Origin of the sequence: Collimonas pratensis (genome assembly GCF_001584185.1) — a bacterium.
GTDB lineage: Bacteria > Pseudomonadota > Gammaproteobacteria > Burkholderiales > Burkholderiaceae_D > Collimonas > Collimonas pratensis.
In genome coordinates this window covers 265,278-280,894 of the sequence record NZ_CP013234.1, presented here as the reverse complement: position 1 = coordinate 280,894, position 15,617 = coordinate 265,278, and the positions used below count along the sequence as shown (strand labels likewise).

Sequence of the window (15,617 nt, the reverse complement as noted above, 5' to 3'; positions counted from 1 at the left end):
CTCAATTGGCGCCTGCCGGCGCGGGTAGCGCAGTGCGCATTTCCGGGTTGGCCGGCACTTCCACCGAGACCCGGCTTTCCCCCAGCATCTGCGTCTGCCGTAACTGGCCGCAGCGCAGGGTTACCGAATTGCTGCTCACTTTTTCCAGCAACAAGTCGCCATCGAAGCTTTGCGCTTCGCTAACGGTCAGCGAGCCGCGCCTGGCGTTGTTGAAGACGGCGATGCCGGCTTGCCGGTAGCCGCCCATTTCGACGCTGATCAAGCGCCAGGAATCCAGACGCTGCATCGAGCAATCGCTATCGGCCCGTATTGCAGCAGGGATAGCCGCCGGCTTTGCAGGCGGCGCCGCAGCTTCAACAGCGGCACCAGTGCCGCTGGCCGGCAGCAAGGCAATAGGCGCTTGCGAAGATGAAGCGGGCATGGTCAGCCACACCAGCAGTGCGACAAACGCAGCACCGGCCAGGCCCAGTCCTAGTGCAATTTTCTTTTCATCCATTCCGATGTCCGCAACTACTTGTCGCCGGATGCAGCGCCGCCGCTGTCAACGGCGGCGCTGCATCCGGCATTCTGCTTTACCAACGCAACACTGGCGGCCGCGTCAGGCCTTGCTGTCCTTCGGCGTACCCCACCATCGACTGCATGAAGTTGCTATCGCCGCCCAGCGTGATCTTCAGATCATACCAGCCGTTGGTGGTGCTGAACTGGATGGTAGTGGTCTGCTTCGGCGCCACCGTGATGGTTTGGCTGCTGGTGCTGGCCGAGGTGATGCGGTCCAGCAGTGTGAACACCGCCGTGTTGCTGGTGCCGCTGTTGTCGAACAGGATGCTGATAGTCTGGCCGACGCCGTTGTTGGTCAGTTTCACCTGCGGTTCCGGCTGGCCCTGCCATGCGGTAGCGCTGAGGTAACCCTTGAAGCGGCGGTAGAACTGGTTCGGCGCCAGCATCTCCAGGTCGTAGTAGCCGTTGCCATAGGCGATCACATGCCAGTAGTCGTTCGCGCTGGCGTTGGCCGCCATGGTATAGATCCATGGATTGTCGGTGCGGTAGTTGTCGAGATTGATCTGCAGCGGCGCCGGCTTGCTGCCGCCGTTGCTCCAGTTGGTCCAGATCTGTTTGTTGGCCAGGTCTTGCGTCAGCCAGCCGTTCAACTGATAGGGTTGCACGCGCAAGGCTTTTTGCCCGGCCTCATACGGCGGCATGACCGTGTTGGCGGCCGGCGGCACCGGTTTCGGCAGGCTTTGCTGGCTAGTGGCCAAGATCGCCAGCGCGGCGGTGTTAGGCAGCACCGGGAAGGCGGCATTGCTGGTGGTGAAATCGAAGCAGGAAGTGAGGTCGCCACAGATGTCGCGCCGCCATTGGCTGATGTTAGGGCAGGTGACGCCGGTCCATTTTTCCAGAAACTGGATGGTCGAAGTATGATCGAACACCTCGCTGGCGACCCAGCCGCCGCGGCTCCAAGGCGAGCAAACGATGGTCGGCACCCGTGAGCCGAGACCGATCGGCACGCCGCTGACGAATTCGTTGACGGTGCCGGTAGGCGGCGTCGGCGTGGTGACGTGGTCGTAGAAGCCGCCGTTTTCGTCATAGGTGTAGATGAACACTGTCTTGGCCCACACCGCCGGATTCGAGGCCAGCGCCTGCAGGAACTGGTTGACGTAATCAACGCCGACATTTGGCGAGCCGCTTGGATGTTCCGACTTGGCCGCCGGCGCGACGATCCAGGACACCGCCGGCAAGGTGTTGTTGGTGACGTCGTTCTGGAAATCCGCCAGCACCCGGGTCTGCACGCCGTTGATATACAGCGGCGAGTTGGTCGGCAGGTTCTGGAACTGCTTGAACCAGGCCAGCGCGTTGTCGTCGTAGTTGTCGACTTCCTGGTAAGTACGCCAGCTGATGCCCGCCGCCTGCAACGCTTCCGGATAAGTCTGCCAGGTCAGCGAGCCATAGGTGAAACCGTTGGTGGTGGCCGGACCGCCGTGCAGGCCCTGCGGATCGATGGTGCCGCTCATCAGGTACAGGCGGTTCGGATTGGTCGAGGTGCGCGCCGAGCAGAAATAGTTGTCACACAGGGTGAAGGCATCGGCCAGCGCATAGTGATACGGCAGGTCGCTGCGCGTCATGTAGGTGTGCGCATTCATGCCCTTGTTGGGAATCCACTGGTCGTTGCGGCCCTTGTTCCAGGCCGCCGTGCCGGTATTCAAATCATGCGGGACATCCGACAGCCACTGCGCCGAGGCTGTGCTGGAATTCAGGCGCCAGGGAGTGTACAAGGCCCCGGTGCTGTCGGCCTGGCTGAAGACGTTGCGGCTGGTGCCCTGGATGGTGGCGGCATGGTCATCGTTGAAGCCGCGCGCGCCCTTGATGGTGCCGTAATAATGATCGAAGGAACGGTTCTCCTGGCAAAAAATGACGACATGCCCGACCGAGCCCAGCGTGCCGGTCACGGCAGGCGCTGCCAGCGCCTGCTGCACCGCCGGCGGCAGCATGGTCGCGCCCATTGCTGCCACAGAACCTTTGAGAAATTTTCTACGACTTGAATGTGCCATGTCATTTCCATAGAGAAAGAAAAGCCAGACTCTATAGTCGCTGTATTACCGGCGCATGACCAGACTGTTACCTGTCGATGACGTTTATCGACGCAGAAAAATCCTGTATGCGCACTGAAAAACGTGGCATCTTGGCGTCGTATGCTGGACATTCAAGGCGCACCAGCCGGCCTTGCTCCTCCTCTCAGGCTGTTAGCGCAACCATGATGGATGGTCCAGGTTTCCTGGTCGGCGCCATCTGAAAATCCTATAAGCTTTGTCGAAATATTTCCTTGCGACAACTCCTGGAATAGTCTACCTTGATGCCTCTTTCCGCCTCGCCATGTGCGCCTGGAGACCGTCAATGCTTCGCAAGATATTCCGCTTCATCCGTTCGCGGCCGTTTGACATTTTCGGTCTGACGCTATTCAGCGTCTATTTCATCCGCGCGCTGCACGACCATTCAGCGACAGCTATCTATGGTTACCTCGGTGTCATATGCGGCATGATCTCCGCGCTATTGGGACCGAATTTTTCCTTGGAGCTGACGCTGCCCGAGATCTATCAGGCATTCCGCAACAGTGGCGTGCCGCGCTACCAGAAGATCCGGCGAGTTTTCCAGTATTTGTGCTTTGCGCTGCTGGGACTGTGCCTGTATTCCGCATTCACCACTCCTTGAACCGGGAAGCCGGCGCCGGCGGGTCTGCCTGACTCAAGCCGCCGGTGGCTGTTTCAAGACCAGGTAATTAACAGCATCGAAATGCCGCGTGATCCGCCGGTATTCAAAAGTGAAGCCCGGCCACAAGGTATTGTTCTTGCCGCCTGCCGTCAGGTACCAGCTCTTGCAGCCGGAATCCCACACCGTGCCGTGCAGGCGCCGCTGCAGCGTGCGGTTGTAGTCTGCCTGCACCTGCGGCAGCACTTCCAGCGAATGCAGTTCCTGTTTGCGGATCAGTCCGATGGCGTCGATCAGGTAGTTCACGCCTGACTCGATCATGTAGATCATGGAATTGTGGCCGAGCCCGGTGTTGGGACCGGTGATCATGAAAAAATTCGGGAAGCCGGCCACGGTTGCCCCCTTGTAGGCCTCCAATCCATCTTGCGCCACTTCACTCAGCAGCTTGCCGCCGCGCCCGCGCACCGGCAGAGCGCCGAGCGCATGCTGGACATCAAAGCCGGTGCCGAAAATGATCGCATCCACCGGGCGCTCCACGCCGTCGCTGCCAACCACGCCGTGGGCGCGCAGTTCGGTCACGCCACCGCTCAGCACCTTCACATTGTTGCGCGCCAACGCCGGATAATAATCGCTCATCAGCAGGATGCGCTTGCAGCCAAGCGTGTAGCCTGGCGTGACCATCTTGCGCAATGCGGCGTCGTGCGGAATCTGCTTCCTGATGTGGCGGAGCGCCAGCCACTGGGCCGGCTTGGCCAACGACGGCAGCTTGGCGAACACCACCAGCCGCATTTCATATTGCAGGTAGGTGAGCCCGCGATACAGCCATTGCAGCGGCTTGACCCGCTGCAGCAGCCATTTCTCGACAGCGCTGATGGCGCGGTCCGGGCGCGGCAGCACCCATGGCGGCGTGCGCTGGTAGACATCCAGCTGGGCCACCTTGCCGACGATTTCGGGAATGAACTGGATCGCGCTGGCGCCGGTGCCGATGACTGCTACCCGCTTGCCTTCCAGATCGTAGTCATGCTGCCACTCGGCGGAATGGAACATCCGTCCCTGGAAATTTTCCAGGCCGGCGATGGGCGGGATCGCCGGCCGCGACAGCGCGCCGGTGGCGATCACCAGCGACTTGGCGCTGAACGCATGCTTGCTGGTGCGCAGCCGCCAGCAGCCCGCGGCTTCGTCGAAATCGGCGCCGGTCAGCGCTGTGTCGAGGCGGATGTGCGGCAACAGATCGTAGTCGCGAACGAGGTTTTCGGTATAGCGCAGCAATTCCGACTGCTGGGGAAATTTGCGCGACCAGTCGGCATTCTGGGCGAACGAGAAAGAGTACAGATGGCTGGGCACATCGCAGGCGGCGCCGGGATAGTGATTCACGCGCCAGGTGCCGCCGAACACCGCATCCTTTTCCAGGATCACGAAATTCTCTATGCCCTGCTGCTTGAGCTTGATCGCCATGCACAGTCCGGAAAAGCCGCTGCCGACGATGGCGACTTCCACGTCAGGGCCGACGTCCGCTGCCGCAGCGTCCTGATTGAGAGCTGTCATATCCCGCCTTTGCTGTTAGTTCTCCGCTGCCTGCGGAACATCCTGCCGCGGCGGCCTTGCGGCCTGGCCGAAACTGACATTAACAAAAGTCACTATTCCACTTTACAAGTGACATTGAGCAATGTCAATATAGCTCCATCAGTCGCCACCTAACTTCCCACCCCTCATGGCTACCAGGAAAACGGCATCCCCGCCCGAACGCGCTTACCGCGGCGTCGGCATCACGCAGCGCCAGGCCGAACGGCGCGCGCGCCTGATCCGGGCTGCCATCCAGTGCTTCGGCCGCGACGGCTATCACGCCACCACCCTGAAATCGCTGTGCGCCGAAGCCGGCCTGACGGAACGCTATTTTTACGAGTCGTTTGCGAATTTCGACGAGATCCTGTGCAGCTGCTACCAGCACGCGGCGGAAACCATCTTCGGCATCGTCAGCGCCGACATCGCCGCCGCCCGGCCGGATCCGATGTCGCGTCTACGCGCCGCCCTCAAATCCTATTTCAAAGTGATCGCCGATGATCCCGCGCGCGCGCGCCTGACGCTGATCGAAATCGTCGGCGCCAGCGATAACGCCAACCAGGCTTACCGCGCCCAGCTGGCCATCACGGTCGATGTGATACGGCTCGAAATATTCAAGGAACTGCCGCCTAATCCCGGCAACGGCCTCTCACTGCAGGTGCTGGCCACCGCCATGATGGGTTCGGCCTACCAGCTCGCCAAGGAGTGGGTGCTGTCGGATTTCAAGCTGCCGCGAGCGACCCTGGTGCGCAACCTGGAAGCGGTGGCCGCCGGCATCGTCAGCGAGTGGCAGGTTGTGCGCTCCCCCTCTGCAGGAAACCGTCAAACCAAAGCGAGACCATAAATGAGCATACTGATCACCGTCATCGCCATCGTTGCCGGCCTGCTGCTGGCGCTGCTGCTGTTCGACCGCCTGCTGCCGGCCACCTCCGCGCGCCTGGCCTTGCAGCTGGAACGCCGGCGCGCTGGCCTGACGCTGGCGGAAGTCAGCCTGCCCGGATGCAGCATGCCCTACCTGCACGGCGGCTCGCCTGACGCGCCGGTACTGGTGCTGGTGCACGGCTTTGGCGGCGACAAGGATAACTTCACCCGCATCGCCGGCTTCCTGACCCCGCATTACCGCGTGATCTGTCCCGACCTGCCGGGCTTCGGCGACGCCAGCCGCGATCCCGCCGCCAGCTACGGCATGAGCGACCAGGTAGAGCGGCTGCGCGCCTTTCTCGATCAGCTTGGACTGGAACGGGTGCACCTGGGCGGCAATTCGATGGGCGGCTTCATCAGCGCTCAGTTCAGCGCCGCCTATCCCGCGCGGGTCGCCAGTCTGTGGCTGCTGGATGCGGCCGGCACGGCGGCGGCGCAGGATACGCTTCTGCTGAAACGCTACCTGGAAAGCGGCGACATGCCGCTGCTGCTGCGCCGCCAGCAAGACTTTGCCGTGTTGGTGCGCAGCACTACCCATCGGCCGCCCTATATCCCGTGGTCGCTGCGCACAATCCTGGCGCAGCGGGCCATCCGCGACTATCCCTTGCATAGCCGGATCATGCAGCAGCTGACCACCTCGCCTTTGCTGGAAACGCAATACCAGGCGCTGGCCACGCCTTGCCTGATCGTTTGGGGCAAGCAAGACCAGATTCTCAACCCGGCCGGCGCCTACAGCTTCCAGGCCCTGTTCCCGCACAATCAGTTGCAGCTGATGGAAGGTATTGGCCATTTGCCGATGATAGAAGCGCCCAAACGCAGCGCCGCCGATTACCTGGCATTCCGTAAGACACTGGCTTGAGCGGCAGGCAGCGCCTGTTGCAGTAACACCGAGAGGGAGATGCGTCCCATGAAAAGCTTCAAGGACAAGGTCGCGGTAGTCACCGGCGCCGGCAGCGGCATCGGCCGCCATCTGGCGCTGCAGCTGGCGCAAGCCGGCGCGCGCCTGGCCATCTCGGATGTCAGCGAGAACGGCCTGGCGGAGACGCTGCGGCTAATGCCGGCAGGCGCCGAGGTCAGACGCTATCGCGTCGACGTCGCCCGCAAGGACGAGGTGTTTGCCCACGCCGACCAGGTGCTGCGCGATTTCGGCAGCGCCCACTACATCTTCAATAATGCCGGCGTCTCGCTGACCGCCACCATCGCCCACGCCAGCATCGAGGAAATCGAATGGCAGCTGGGGATCAACCTGTGGGGCGTGATCTATGGCACCAAGGCCTTCCTGCCCATCCTGCTGCAGCAGAAGGAAGGCCATATCATCAATCTTTCCAGCGTCTTCGGGCTGGTCGCGGTGGCCGGGCAAAGCGCCTATAACGTCTCCAAGTTCGGCGTGCGCGGCTGGACCGAATGCCTGTGGCAGGAACTGGAAGGCAGCGGCGTGCAAGCCACCTGCGTGCACCCCGGCGGCATCCGCACCGCGATCGCGCAGACTGGCCGCCTGGCCGCCAATGCTGACCATGTCGAACAGCGCTTGCAGGCGTTGGCGGGCAAGCTGCTGGTGACCCCGCCGGAGGATATGGCGGCAGCCATACTGGACGGCGTCGCCCGCGGCAAGAAGCGCATCGTTTATGGCAGCAAGGCCGCTACCCTGACCTGGCTGCAACGCCTGCTGCCGGTCTCCTATGGCAAGGTGCTGCAGGCCATGGGGCGTTTTCTCTGAACTGCCTGTTCAGACGGCCAGCGCTTCAGCTTGCGCCGCCAGCTCGTCCTCCAGCTCGCGCACCAAAGGCAGCACGTGGCGGCCGAAATATTCGACTTCTTCCTGGAAATGCAGGAAAGCGCTCAGCACCAGGTCGACGCCCGCCTGCTTCAGCGCCACGATCCGTTCCGCAACCTGGCGTGGGGTGCCGATCAGGTCGGTCTTGAAACCGTCGTTGTATTGCACCAGATCCTCGAAGCTGGACTTGGCCCAGTTGCCCTCGCCTTCGGGACTGGCTTGCCCGGCCTGCCTGGCGGCGTCGCCGAAGGCATGCACCGCGGCGGGATCGGCCTGGGCGATGATCTCGGCCAGCACTGCGCGCGCCTCGGCTTCGGTGTCGCGCGCGATGATGAAGGCGTTCACTCCGACCTTGACGCTATGGCCGTTGGCGGCCGCCTTGGCGCGGATGTCGTCGACCTGCGCCTTGATGCCGGCCACCGTATTGCCGTTGGTGAAGTACCAGTCCGATACGCGCGAGGCCATGTCGCGCGCCGCGCGCGAACTGCCGCCCTGGAAGATTTCCGGATGCGGCTGCTGCAGCGGCTTGGGTTTCAAGGTGTAGTTGTTAAAACGATAAAAATCGCCACGGAAGGTGAAATTGTCGGTAGTCCAGATGCCTTTCAGGGCGCGGATGAATTCTTCCGAACGGCGGTAGCGCTCGTCGTGCTCCAGCCAGGGTTCGCCGATGGCGGTGAATTCGCCCTTGAACCAGCCGCTGACGATATTCACGGCGACGCGGCCGCCGGTCAGCTGATCGATAGTGGCAAGCTGCTTGGCGGCAACTGCCGGCGTCCACGGTCCGGGCAGGATTGCAGCGATTACCTTGAGTTTGGTGGTCGCCGCCAGTAGCGCATGGGTGAAAGCCACCGGCTCATGCTGGAATTCGGCGCCGTAGCCGGCGGTGAAGCGGATCTGGCTGAGCGCGTAGTCGAAGCCGTTCTGCTCCGCCAGCTGCGCCAGCTTGCGGTTGTAATCGATATCCCAGCTGGTGCGCTGGGCGATCTTGCTGACCACCAGACCGCCGCTGACGTTCGGCACCCAGTAAGCGAACTTGATTGTTTCTTGACTCATGATTCTGCCCCGATTAATGTGGAAAGAAAGCCAGCCTGAATCGTCAGTATTGCGCCCACCAAGCGTCAGGTACACGAAGAAAAACGGATTTGAATATGCAGAAGCGGAAAATCCGATGCTTGCCGCAGTGGCCAGGGCGCATTGCCCGCTACCGCTTGCCAGGTAACCTAAAGTAACCGTATGAAAATTAAGATGCCGTCGGGAAATTCCCGATTTAAGCAAGTCTTAAGCAAAGCCAAGTAGAATTACCCAAACTAGACGCTTGACGCCCATGGTTGATAGCAAGGGCAGGAATATGATTGCTGCTGCGAATACGATTTCCCGCTCACGTAAGTAAGAACATCGAACTGAAGGTTATATGCGCTTAAAAAATAGTCTGCTTTGTATCTTGTTGGCACTCTCGACCGCAGCCCACGCGCTGGAGTCGGGACCGCCACCGGTCCTGACGCCATTGCAGCAGCAAGCACAGGCAGCGCACCTGAGCGCGCAATTCCTGACCCGCTTCCATTACAAGCCGGTCAAGCTGGACGACGCGCTGGCGGAAAAAATCCTCAACCGCTACGTCAAGTCGCTGGATCCGGAAAAATTCTTTTTCATCCAGTCTGACATCGACCAGTTCACGGCCCAGGCCGGCAAGCTCGACGACGCCATCTACAAAGAGGATCTGAGCATCCCCTTCAGCATTTTCAACCTGTATCAGCAACGCATCGTCGATCGCCTGAGCTATGCGCGCGAACTATTGAAGCAGGGTTTCGATTTCAGCCAGAAGGAAGACTACGCCTTCCTGCGCGATAAGGAACCTTGGCCGAAGACTGAAGCCGAGAGCCGCGACCTGTGGCGCAAGCGGGTCAAGAATGACTGGCTGCGCCTGAAACTGGCCGGCAAGAAGGATGCGGCGATCCGCGACACGCTCAGCAAGCGCTATGAAAATTCGCTGGCGCGCGCCTACAAGTACAAGAGCGACGACGTGTTCCAGATTTTCATGAACGCCTACGCGACGTCGATCGAACCGCATACCGATTACCTCGGCACCACTGCCGCCGCGGATTTCGACATCGCCATGAAGCTGTCGCTGGTCGGCATCGGCGCCGTGCTGCAGGAACGCGATGAATACACCACCATCCGCGAACTGGTGCCAGGCGGGCCGGCGCAGTTGTCCGGCAAGATCGCCGTCGGCGACCGCATCGTCGGCGTGGCGCAAGGCCAGGGGCCGATGACCGAAGTGGTCGGCATGCGCATCGACGACGTCGTCAAGCTGATCCGCGGCGCCAAGGATACCGTGGTCAAGCTCGATATCCTGCCGGCCGACGCCGGTCCGGACGCCAAGCACAAATTGCTGAGCCTGGTACGCAACAAGATCAGCCTGGAACAGCAGGCCGCCAAGAAAACCATCCTCTCCGTCAAGAGCGGTGACAGCACCCGCAAGGTCGGCGTGATCACTCTGCCAGCCTTTTATGAAGACTTCGATGCGCGCGGCAAGGGCGACAAGAACTACCGCAGCGCCAGCCGCGATGTGGCGGCCCTGCTCAACGAACTGAAGAAGGAAAAAGTCGACAGCGTGTTGGTCGACCTGCGCAACAACGGCGGCGGCTCGCTGACGGAAGCGGTCGACCTGACCGGACTGTTCGTCGGCAAAGGGCCGATCGTCCAGCAGCGCAATGCACGCGGCGAAGTCAACGTCGAAGCCGACGACCGCAGCACGCCGGTATGGAGCGGCCCGCTGGCGGTGCTGATCAACCGCGGCTCAGCCTCGGCCTCGGAAATTTTTGCGGCAGCGATCCAGGACTACGGACGCGGCGTGATCATCGGTGAGGGCAGCTTCGGCAAGGGCACCGTGCAAACCATGGTCAATCTTGACCAGCTGGCGCACAACGACAAGCCGAAATTCGGCGAACTGAAGATGACCATCGCCCAGTTCTTCCGCATCAACGGCGGCACCACGCAGCTGCGCGGCGTGACGCCGGACGTCAGCCTGCCGGGCTTCTCGGACACCGAGAATTTCGGTGAATCAAGCTACGACAACGCGCTGCCGTGGTCGGAAGTCAAGGCGGCGGACTATGCCAAGCTGGGCGATATCAAGGACCTGGTGCCGCAGCTGAAGATCCGCCACGACGCCCGGGTCGAGAAGGACAAGGATTACCAGCGCTTCGTGGAAGACGTGACTGAGGTCAATACGCTGCGCAAGAAACGCTCCATCTCGCTCAATGAAGCCGATCGCCGTGCTGAAATGGCGCAGCAGGAAGCCCGTCTCCAGGCCCGCGCCAAAGACACTGCCAGCGATGCCGCCAAAGGCAAGGATGCCGATGTCGTCGTCGACACTGATACCAAGGACGACGGCCTGCAAGCGAACGAACGCAGCCTGAGCGCCGAACTGGCGGCCGAGAAAAAGGCCAAGAGCGCGAAGGATGTCTTGCTGAACGAAGCTGCGCATATTCTCAGCGACGAGTCGGATCTGCAAAAGAACAATCCGAAACTCGCAGCGCAACCGGCAGCAGCCGCTGCGGCAAAATGAAAGATCCGCTAGACCCGCGGCGCTGAAGCAGGCGTGCGCGGAGCAGCGCAAAGGACAGGCAGATGCCTGTCCTTTTTTTTCGCCTGGCGCTAAACGCGGCTTCTGTCGCCGCCGGCTGCAATGGCTTTCAAGCCGTCCGCCTCAGACGCTTCATGCGACGTGATGCGCCGTTGTATGGCATGCAGGATAGCCAGGCCGTAAGCGCCGGCTTCCAGCCGCAAATCCCTGGCATGAGCGATTTCCTGGTATAGCGCTTCGATCTCGGCGACGGCGCGCTGGTTGCGCGGCTCGCTGTCGAACACCGACTGCCCTTGCTGCAGCAGGCGATTATCTTCCAGCCATTCATGTATTACCGTCTGCGCCAGCGACGCCGTCAAGACATTGCGGGAGAACGTACGCGCTGCACTGCGTTCGTCCGCCGCGGTATCGCCGAAAGCGCTGATGGCTTGCAGTTCCACCACAAGCACGCGCAATGCCGGATTGAACAGACGCAGCGCTTCGATCCGCTGGATCAGGCTTTCCCGGCGCTTGACGTCGCCGCTGCGGGATCCAACCGGGACCAGCAGCACATCGGTCGCCACCAGCGCCGAATCGGCATTCCAGGAATCGCAGCCGTCGGTATCGATGATGATGTCTTGAAAATGGCTGCGATAATAGGAAGCAGGATTTTCCAGTTCCGATGGCAAGCCTTCCATGCCGCGCACCGCCAGCTTGATCTTGGCGTCGGCAGCCAGGCGGCGTTCGCCCCAGTTCTGGGAATACTTGAGGGAAGTAGCGTCGATCAGCAGCACCTTGCGATGCTGCAGCGCGCAGAAGGTCGCCAGGTTGGCCGCCAGGATCGAGCGTTTGGTGCTGTCGTCTTCGCTGAAAATAGTGATGATCATATTTCCTCCTATGCGTTAATCGGTGTCAGCGATGCGATGCGCATTGTGGGTGCGATGCGCTACACATATCGACACGGGCATAGATCGCTGTGACGAAATCAGTGTAGTGGGAGGCGTATAAAGATGTCGTAAAAATTCAAGCCTGCGGCATAAACGTCCGCTAAAAAATCGCCTGATTCGCCCTCTGCAGACAAGGTGGCAAGCATGCTAGGATCGATCTTCATCGACAAATCCTGGTTCAGGATCAACAGAAAATGATCACCATCAACAGCTATTCAGACATTTACCGCGATGGCGTCGCCAAGCTGATCTTGCCTATCCAGCAGCAGGAGTTCGGCCTCGCCATCAGCCTGCAGGACCAGCCCGACCTGCTCGACATCCCCAATTTCTATCAAAGCGGCCGCGGTAATTTCTGGCTGGCGCTGGCGCAGGACGAAGTGGTGGGCAGCATCTCGCTGCGCGATATCGGCAATCGCCAGGGAGCGCTGCGCAAGATGTTCGTGCAGGCGCCGTTCCGCGGACGCGAGCATCAGGTCGCGCAACGTCTGCTGCAGACGCTGATCGACTGGTCCAGGGCGCAGGGATTGCAGGAAGTCTTCCTGGGCACTACCGCCGCCTTCCTGGCCGCGCATCGTTTCTATGAAAAGAACGGCTTTGCCGAAATTACCCCGGCAGAGCTGCCGGCGGCGTTTCCGCGCATGGCGCTCGATACCAGGTTCTACCGATTGAGCCTGTGACGAGCGAGCGGCAAGTACCTTAGCCTAGCCGCTCCACCAGGAAATCGACGAAGGTGCGCAGCTTGGCGGTCGGCCGTGCATCGCGGGTGCGGACCAGGTGGATCGGCCGGCCCGGCAGGGTCCACTCCGGCAGCAGCTGCACCAGCTGGCCGGATGCAATGCCGGCATCCAGCAGCACGTCGGCCTGCACTACCACGCCGATGCCGTTCAGCGCCGCGGTCAGCAGAGCCTGGCCGTTATTGCTGACGAAAGAGCCGCGCACCGGCACCACCTCAAGCTGCTCGCCTTGGCTGAAGCGCCAGGAGTGATCCTTGCCCCATGACATGAAGCCAAGGCAGTTATGCCCGCTCAGCTCGGCCGGATGCCGTGGCCTGCCGTGGCGTTTTAAATAGGCCGGGCTGGCCACCGCAAACATGCGCGACGGGCGCAGCGGGCGGGCGATAAGATTGGCGCCGTCCACCACGCCGGAACGCAGCGCCACTTCAAAACCTTCTTCCACCATATCCACCACGCGGTCGTTCAAGACCAGTTCCACCTGCACTTCCGGGTACAGCGTCATGTACTCGCCGATCAACGGCACCAAGCGATGTGCGCCGTAGGTGACCGGCGAAGTCATGCGCAACTTGCCGCGCGGGACCGCGCGCAAGGCTTCGGCGACACAGTCAGCGGCCTGCACGCTGTTGAGCACATCGCGGCAGCGTTCCACATACACGCTGCCGATCTCGGTCAGGCTGTGGCGGCGCGTGGTGCGGTCCAGCAAGCGCGCGCCGAGGTGGGTCTCCAGCGCCCGCACGTGGTTGGCGACCATGGTGGTCGACAGCGAAAACTCTTCCGCCACGGCGGCGAAACTACCTTTTTCCACCACGCGGACGAATACGGCCATGCTGGTCAATCTATCCATTCGAAAGCCTGAGTGTCGAGTGATTAAAGTATTGCTCAGTTTATCAAATATGGCGCCGGAGTGAGAATGGCCACGTCTAGCCAAGATATGGAGAAAAAAAAATGAAGCCACACAGCCTTTTGCGTAGTCTCGCCTTGCCAGCAACCTTGCTGGGCGCCTTGTTTTGCGCAACGCAGCCCGCGCTTGCCGCCGGCGCCGCAAAGACCTTGCCGACCCTGAGCCTGCCGGCGGACTGGTATCCGGAAAGCCTGGCCACCGGACCAGACGGCGCCTTTTACGTAGGAAGCTGGCGCCAGGGCGCGGTGGCGCGGGTGCGGCCAGACGGCAGCGCACCGGAAATCCTGGTGACGCCCGGCTCCAACGGTCTCGCCAATGGCCAGGGCGTGCTGGTCGACGCCGCGCATCAATTGCTGTGGGTCTGTTCCGGCAACTGGGGTTACACCAGCGTTCCCTCCACCCCAAGCGCGCTGAAAAGCTACGACCTCACTAGCGGCGCGCCGCGCGCCAGCTATGCCATGCCGGACAAGGGCTATTGCAACGACCTGGCGCAAGATAGCCACGGCACGCTGTATGTCACCGATTCCTTCCATCCGCGCGTATTGCGCCTGTTGCCAGGGGCCGCAGCGTTGACGATTTGGAAGGAAGATCCGAGCATGGGTGCCGGCAGCGACGGCGTCTACCTGAACGGCATCGCACTCGATGGCGACCGCCGCCTGTATGTCAGCCTGGTGACTGCCGTGCCTTACGTGCTGCGGGTCGATGTTGAAGAAGGCGGGGCGGCCGGCGCGGTGAACCGCATCGAGATGCCGCGCGTGCTGAAGAACGCCGACGCCATCCGCATCTACGCTCCCGGCCGCATGGCGATCTTCGAAAGTAATGCCTTCGGCAAGACCGGTCCTTACGGCGGCCAGATCAGTATCGCCAGGATAGACGGCGGCAGCGCAACGCTGGACACCATCGTCAGCGGACTGAACGATCCTTCGTCAGGAGTCATCGTTGGCAACCGCGTGTATTTCATCGAGTCCAAGTATGGGCTGCTATTCCAGCACAAGGAACACCCGGAAGAGATCCCGACGAATGTGCCGTTCGATCTGCAATCGCGTGAATTACCTAGATAGATTTATTTTTTGCTGACACCTTGCTTGCGCACTGCCATCAGCTTGCTTTGGTATTCCGCCACCTGCTGTTTCAGCCAGGCCAGCAGCTGCAGCAACTTGGGCGACTGATGGCTGCGCACCGGCCACACCAGGAAGTAGCGCGACGGGTGCGGCGCTTCGATCTCGGTGAGCCGCACCAGCTGCTGTCTTTCTATCATGGCGTGGGCGATAGAACGCCGTGTCAGCGCAACCCCATAGCCCAGCCTGGCGGCTTCCAGCATCATGCTGGAATCGGTGAACTCGAGCGCCGCGCGCGGACGCAAGTGCTCGCAGCCGGCCGCCGCCAGCCATACCGGCCAGCTTTCGCTGGCGTGCAGCAGCGGCAGCTGCATCAGCTGTTCCGGCGTCACCGCCAGATCGCCGCCGTTGAAGCCTGGTGCGGCGACCACCAGCAAGCTATCGTCCATCAAGGGTTCGCAATGCACATCCGGCCACTGGCCGTGGCCGAAGCGGATGGCGCAATCCGGCAATTCCTTGTCGAAATCGGCAAACGCCATGCTCGCCGTCAAACTGATCTGCAGTTCCGGATGGGATGCAATGAAAGTATGCAGGCGCGGCAGCAGCCAGAAGCTGCCGAAGGATGGCACGACTGAAATCGTCAGCTGGCTGTCCCGCGGCCGGCGCTGGATTTTTTCGGTGGCGCCGGCGATCTCGGCCAGCGCCTGGCGCACCTGATAAGCGTAGACGCGCCCTTCTTCCGTCAGCGTCAACGAGCGTCCCGCGCGCGTCACCAGCGCCAAGCCAATGTAGTCTTCCAGCGCCTTGACCTGGTGGCTGACGGCGCTGTGCGTGACGTGCAGCTCCTCGGCGGCATCGACCACCTTGCCCAATCGGGCCAATGCTTCAAATGCACGCAATGCGGGTAGCGGAGGCAGTTTCACCGTGAATTTCTTTCGCAAAATGTGTGAAAAAGAAGC

At 61.4% G+C, this 15,617-nt stretch carries 15 protein-coding genes; 7 read left to right on the top strand and 8 right to left on the bottom strand.

Annotation, left to right across the window (positions count from 1 at the left end; all coding sequences use genetic code 11):
- Position 1 precedes the first annotated feature (1 nt).
- Together CPter91_RS01285 and CPter91_RS01280 are read right to left on the bottom strand one after the other, a co-directional pair.
- Positions 2-496, bottom strand: a complete 495-nt coding sequence (locus CPter91_RS01285) for a hypothetical protein (protein WP_061935936.1) — start codon at positions 494-496, stop codon at positions 2-4.
- 76 nt (positions 497-572) lie between these two features.
- Complete coding sequence (locus CPter91_RS01280) at positions 573-2,546, bottom strand: phosphocholine-specific phospholipase C (protein ID WP_082792521.1); 1,974 nt, start codon at positions 2,544-2,546, stop codon at positions 573-575.
- Positions 2,547-2,889: 343 nt separating this feature from the next.
- On the opposite strand from CPter91_RS01280, the gene CPter91_RS01275 reads away from it, so the two are divergent.
- A complete protein-coding gene (locus CPter91_RS01275; protein WP_061935930.1) occupies positions 2,890-3,204 on the top strand; it encodes a hypothetical protein in 315 nt (104 codons plus the stop codon).
- Positions 3,205-3,237: 33 nt separating this feature from the next.
- On the opposite strand, the gene CPter91_RS01270 is transcribed toward CPter91_RS01275, so the two are convergent.
- Positions 3,238-4,746 carry a flavin-containing monooxygenase gene (locus tag CPter91_RS01270; RefSeq protein WP_061935926.1) on the bottom strand — a complete coding sequence of 503 codons (1,509 nt, stop codon included), beginning with the start codon at positions 4,744-4,746 and terminating at the stop codon, positions 3,238-3,240.
- A 166-nt stretch (positions 4,747-4,912) separates the two neighbouring features.
- Here CPter91_RS01270 and CPter91_RS01265 point away from each other — a divergent pair, with 166 nt between their 5' ends.
- The 3 genes from CPter91_RS01265 to CPter91_RS01255 are packed head-to-tail and all read left to right on the top strand — an operon-like array spanning position 4,913 to position 7,399.
- On the top strand, positions 4,913-5,605 hold the full coding sequence (locus tag CPter91_RS01265; protein ID WP_061935923.1) for a TetR/AcrR family transcriptional regulator: 693 nt from the start codon (positions 4,913-4,915) through the stop codon (positions 5,603-5,605).
- Complete coding sequence (locus CPter91_RS01260; protein WP_061935922.1) at positions 5,606-6,541, top strand: alpha/beta fold hydrolase; 936 nt, start codon at positions 5,606-5,608, stop codon at positions 6,539-6,541.
- Between the two features lie 48 nt (positions 6,542-6,589).
- Positions 6,590-7,399: an SDR family NAD(P)-dependent oxidoreductase gene (locus CPter91_RS01255; protein ID WP_061945713.1), complete on the top strand. Its 810-nt coding sequence runs from the start codon at positions 6,590-6,592 to the stop codon at positions 7,397-7,399.
- A gap of 9 nt (positions 7,400-7,408) precedes the next feature.
- Here the strand turns inward: CPter91_RS01255 and sfnG are convergent, their stop codons facing one another.
- On the bottom strand, positions 7,409-8,509 hold the full coding sequence (gene sfnG / locus CPter91_RS01250) for a dimethylsulfone monooxygenase SfnG (RefSeq protein WP_061935919.1): 1,101 nt from the start codon (positions 8,507-8,509) through the stop codon (positions 7,409-7,411).
- Between the two features lie 388 nt (positions 8,510-8,897).
- Here sfnG and CPter91_RS01245 point away from each other — a divergent pair, with 388 nt between their 5' ends.
- The gene (locus tag CPter91_RS01245; protein WP_470294983.1) at positions 8,898-11,021 is read left to right on the top strand and encodes a carboxy terminal-processing peptidase; all 2,124 of its coding nucleotides are present in this window, start codon (positions 8,898-8,900) and stop codon (positions 11,019-11,021) included.
- An 89-nt stretch (positions 11,022-11,110) separates the two neighbouring features.
- On the opposite strand, the gene CPter91_RS01240 is transcribed toward CPter91_RS01245, so the two are convergent.
- Positions 11,111-11,905 (bottom strand): hypothetical protein, encoded by a 795-nt coding sequence (locus tag CPter91_RS01240; RefSeq protein ID WP_061935913.1) that lies wholly within the window; start codon positions 11,903-11,905, stop codon positions 11,111-11,113.
- Positions 11,906-12,003: 98 nt separating this feature from the next.
- The gene (locus CPter91_RS27500; RefSeq protein WP_257722461.1) at positions 12,004-12,129 is read right to left on the bottom strand and encodes a hypothetical protein; all 126 of its coding nucleotides are present in this window, start codon (positions 12,127-12,129) and stop codon (positions 12,004-12,006) included.
- A 30-nt stretch (positions 12,130-12,159) separates the two neighbouring features.
- On the opposite strand from CPter91_RS27500, the gene CPter91_RS01235 reads away from it, so the two are divergent.
- Positions 12,160-12,642 carry a GNAT family N-acetyltransferase gene (locus tag CPter91_RS01235; protein ID WP_061935910.1) on the top strand — a complete coding sequence of 161 codons (483 nt, stop codon included), beginning with the start codon at positions 12,160-12,162 and terminating at the stop codon, positions 12,640-12,642.
- Between the two features lie 19 nt (positions 12,643-12,661).
- On the opposite strand, the gene CPter91_RS01230 is transcribed toward CPter91_RS01235, so the two are convergent.
- The gene (locus tag CPter91_RS01230; RefSeq protein ID WP_061935907.1) at positions 12,662-13,543 is read right to left on the bottom strand and encodes a LysR family transcriptional regulator; all 882 of its coding nucleotides are present in this window, start codon (positions 13,541-13,543) and stop codon (positions 12,662-12,664) included.
- Positions 13,544-13,644: 101 nt separating this feature from the next.
- Here CPter91_RS01230 and CPter91_RS01225 point away from each other — a divergent pair, with 101 nt between their 5' ends.
- Positions 13,645-14,661: an SMP-30/gluconolactonase/LRE family protein gene (locus CPter91_RS01225; RefSeq protein WP_061935904.1), complete on the top strand. Its 1,017-nt coding sequence runs from the start codon at positions 13,645-13,647 to the stop codon at positions 14,659-14,661.
- Positions 14,662-14,663: 2 nt separating this feature from the next.
- Here CPter91_RS01225 and gcvA read toward each other — a convergent pair whose 3' ends face one another.
- Positions 14,664-15,581 (bottom strand): transcriptional regulator GcvA, encoded by a 918-nt coding sequence (gcvA, locus tag CPter91_RS01220; protein ID WP_061945711.1) that lies wholly within the window; start codon positions 15,579-15,581, stop codon positions 14,664-14,666.
- Positions 15,582-15,617 lie beyond the last annotated feature (36 nt).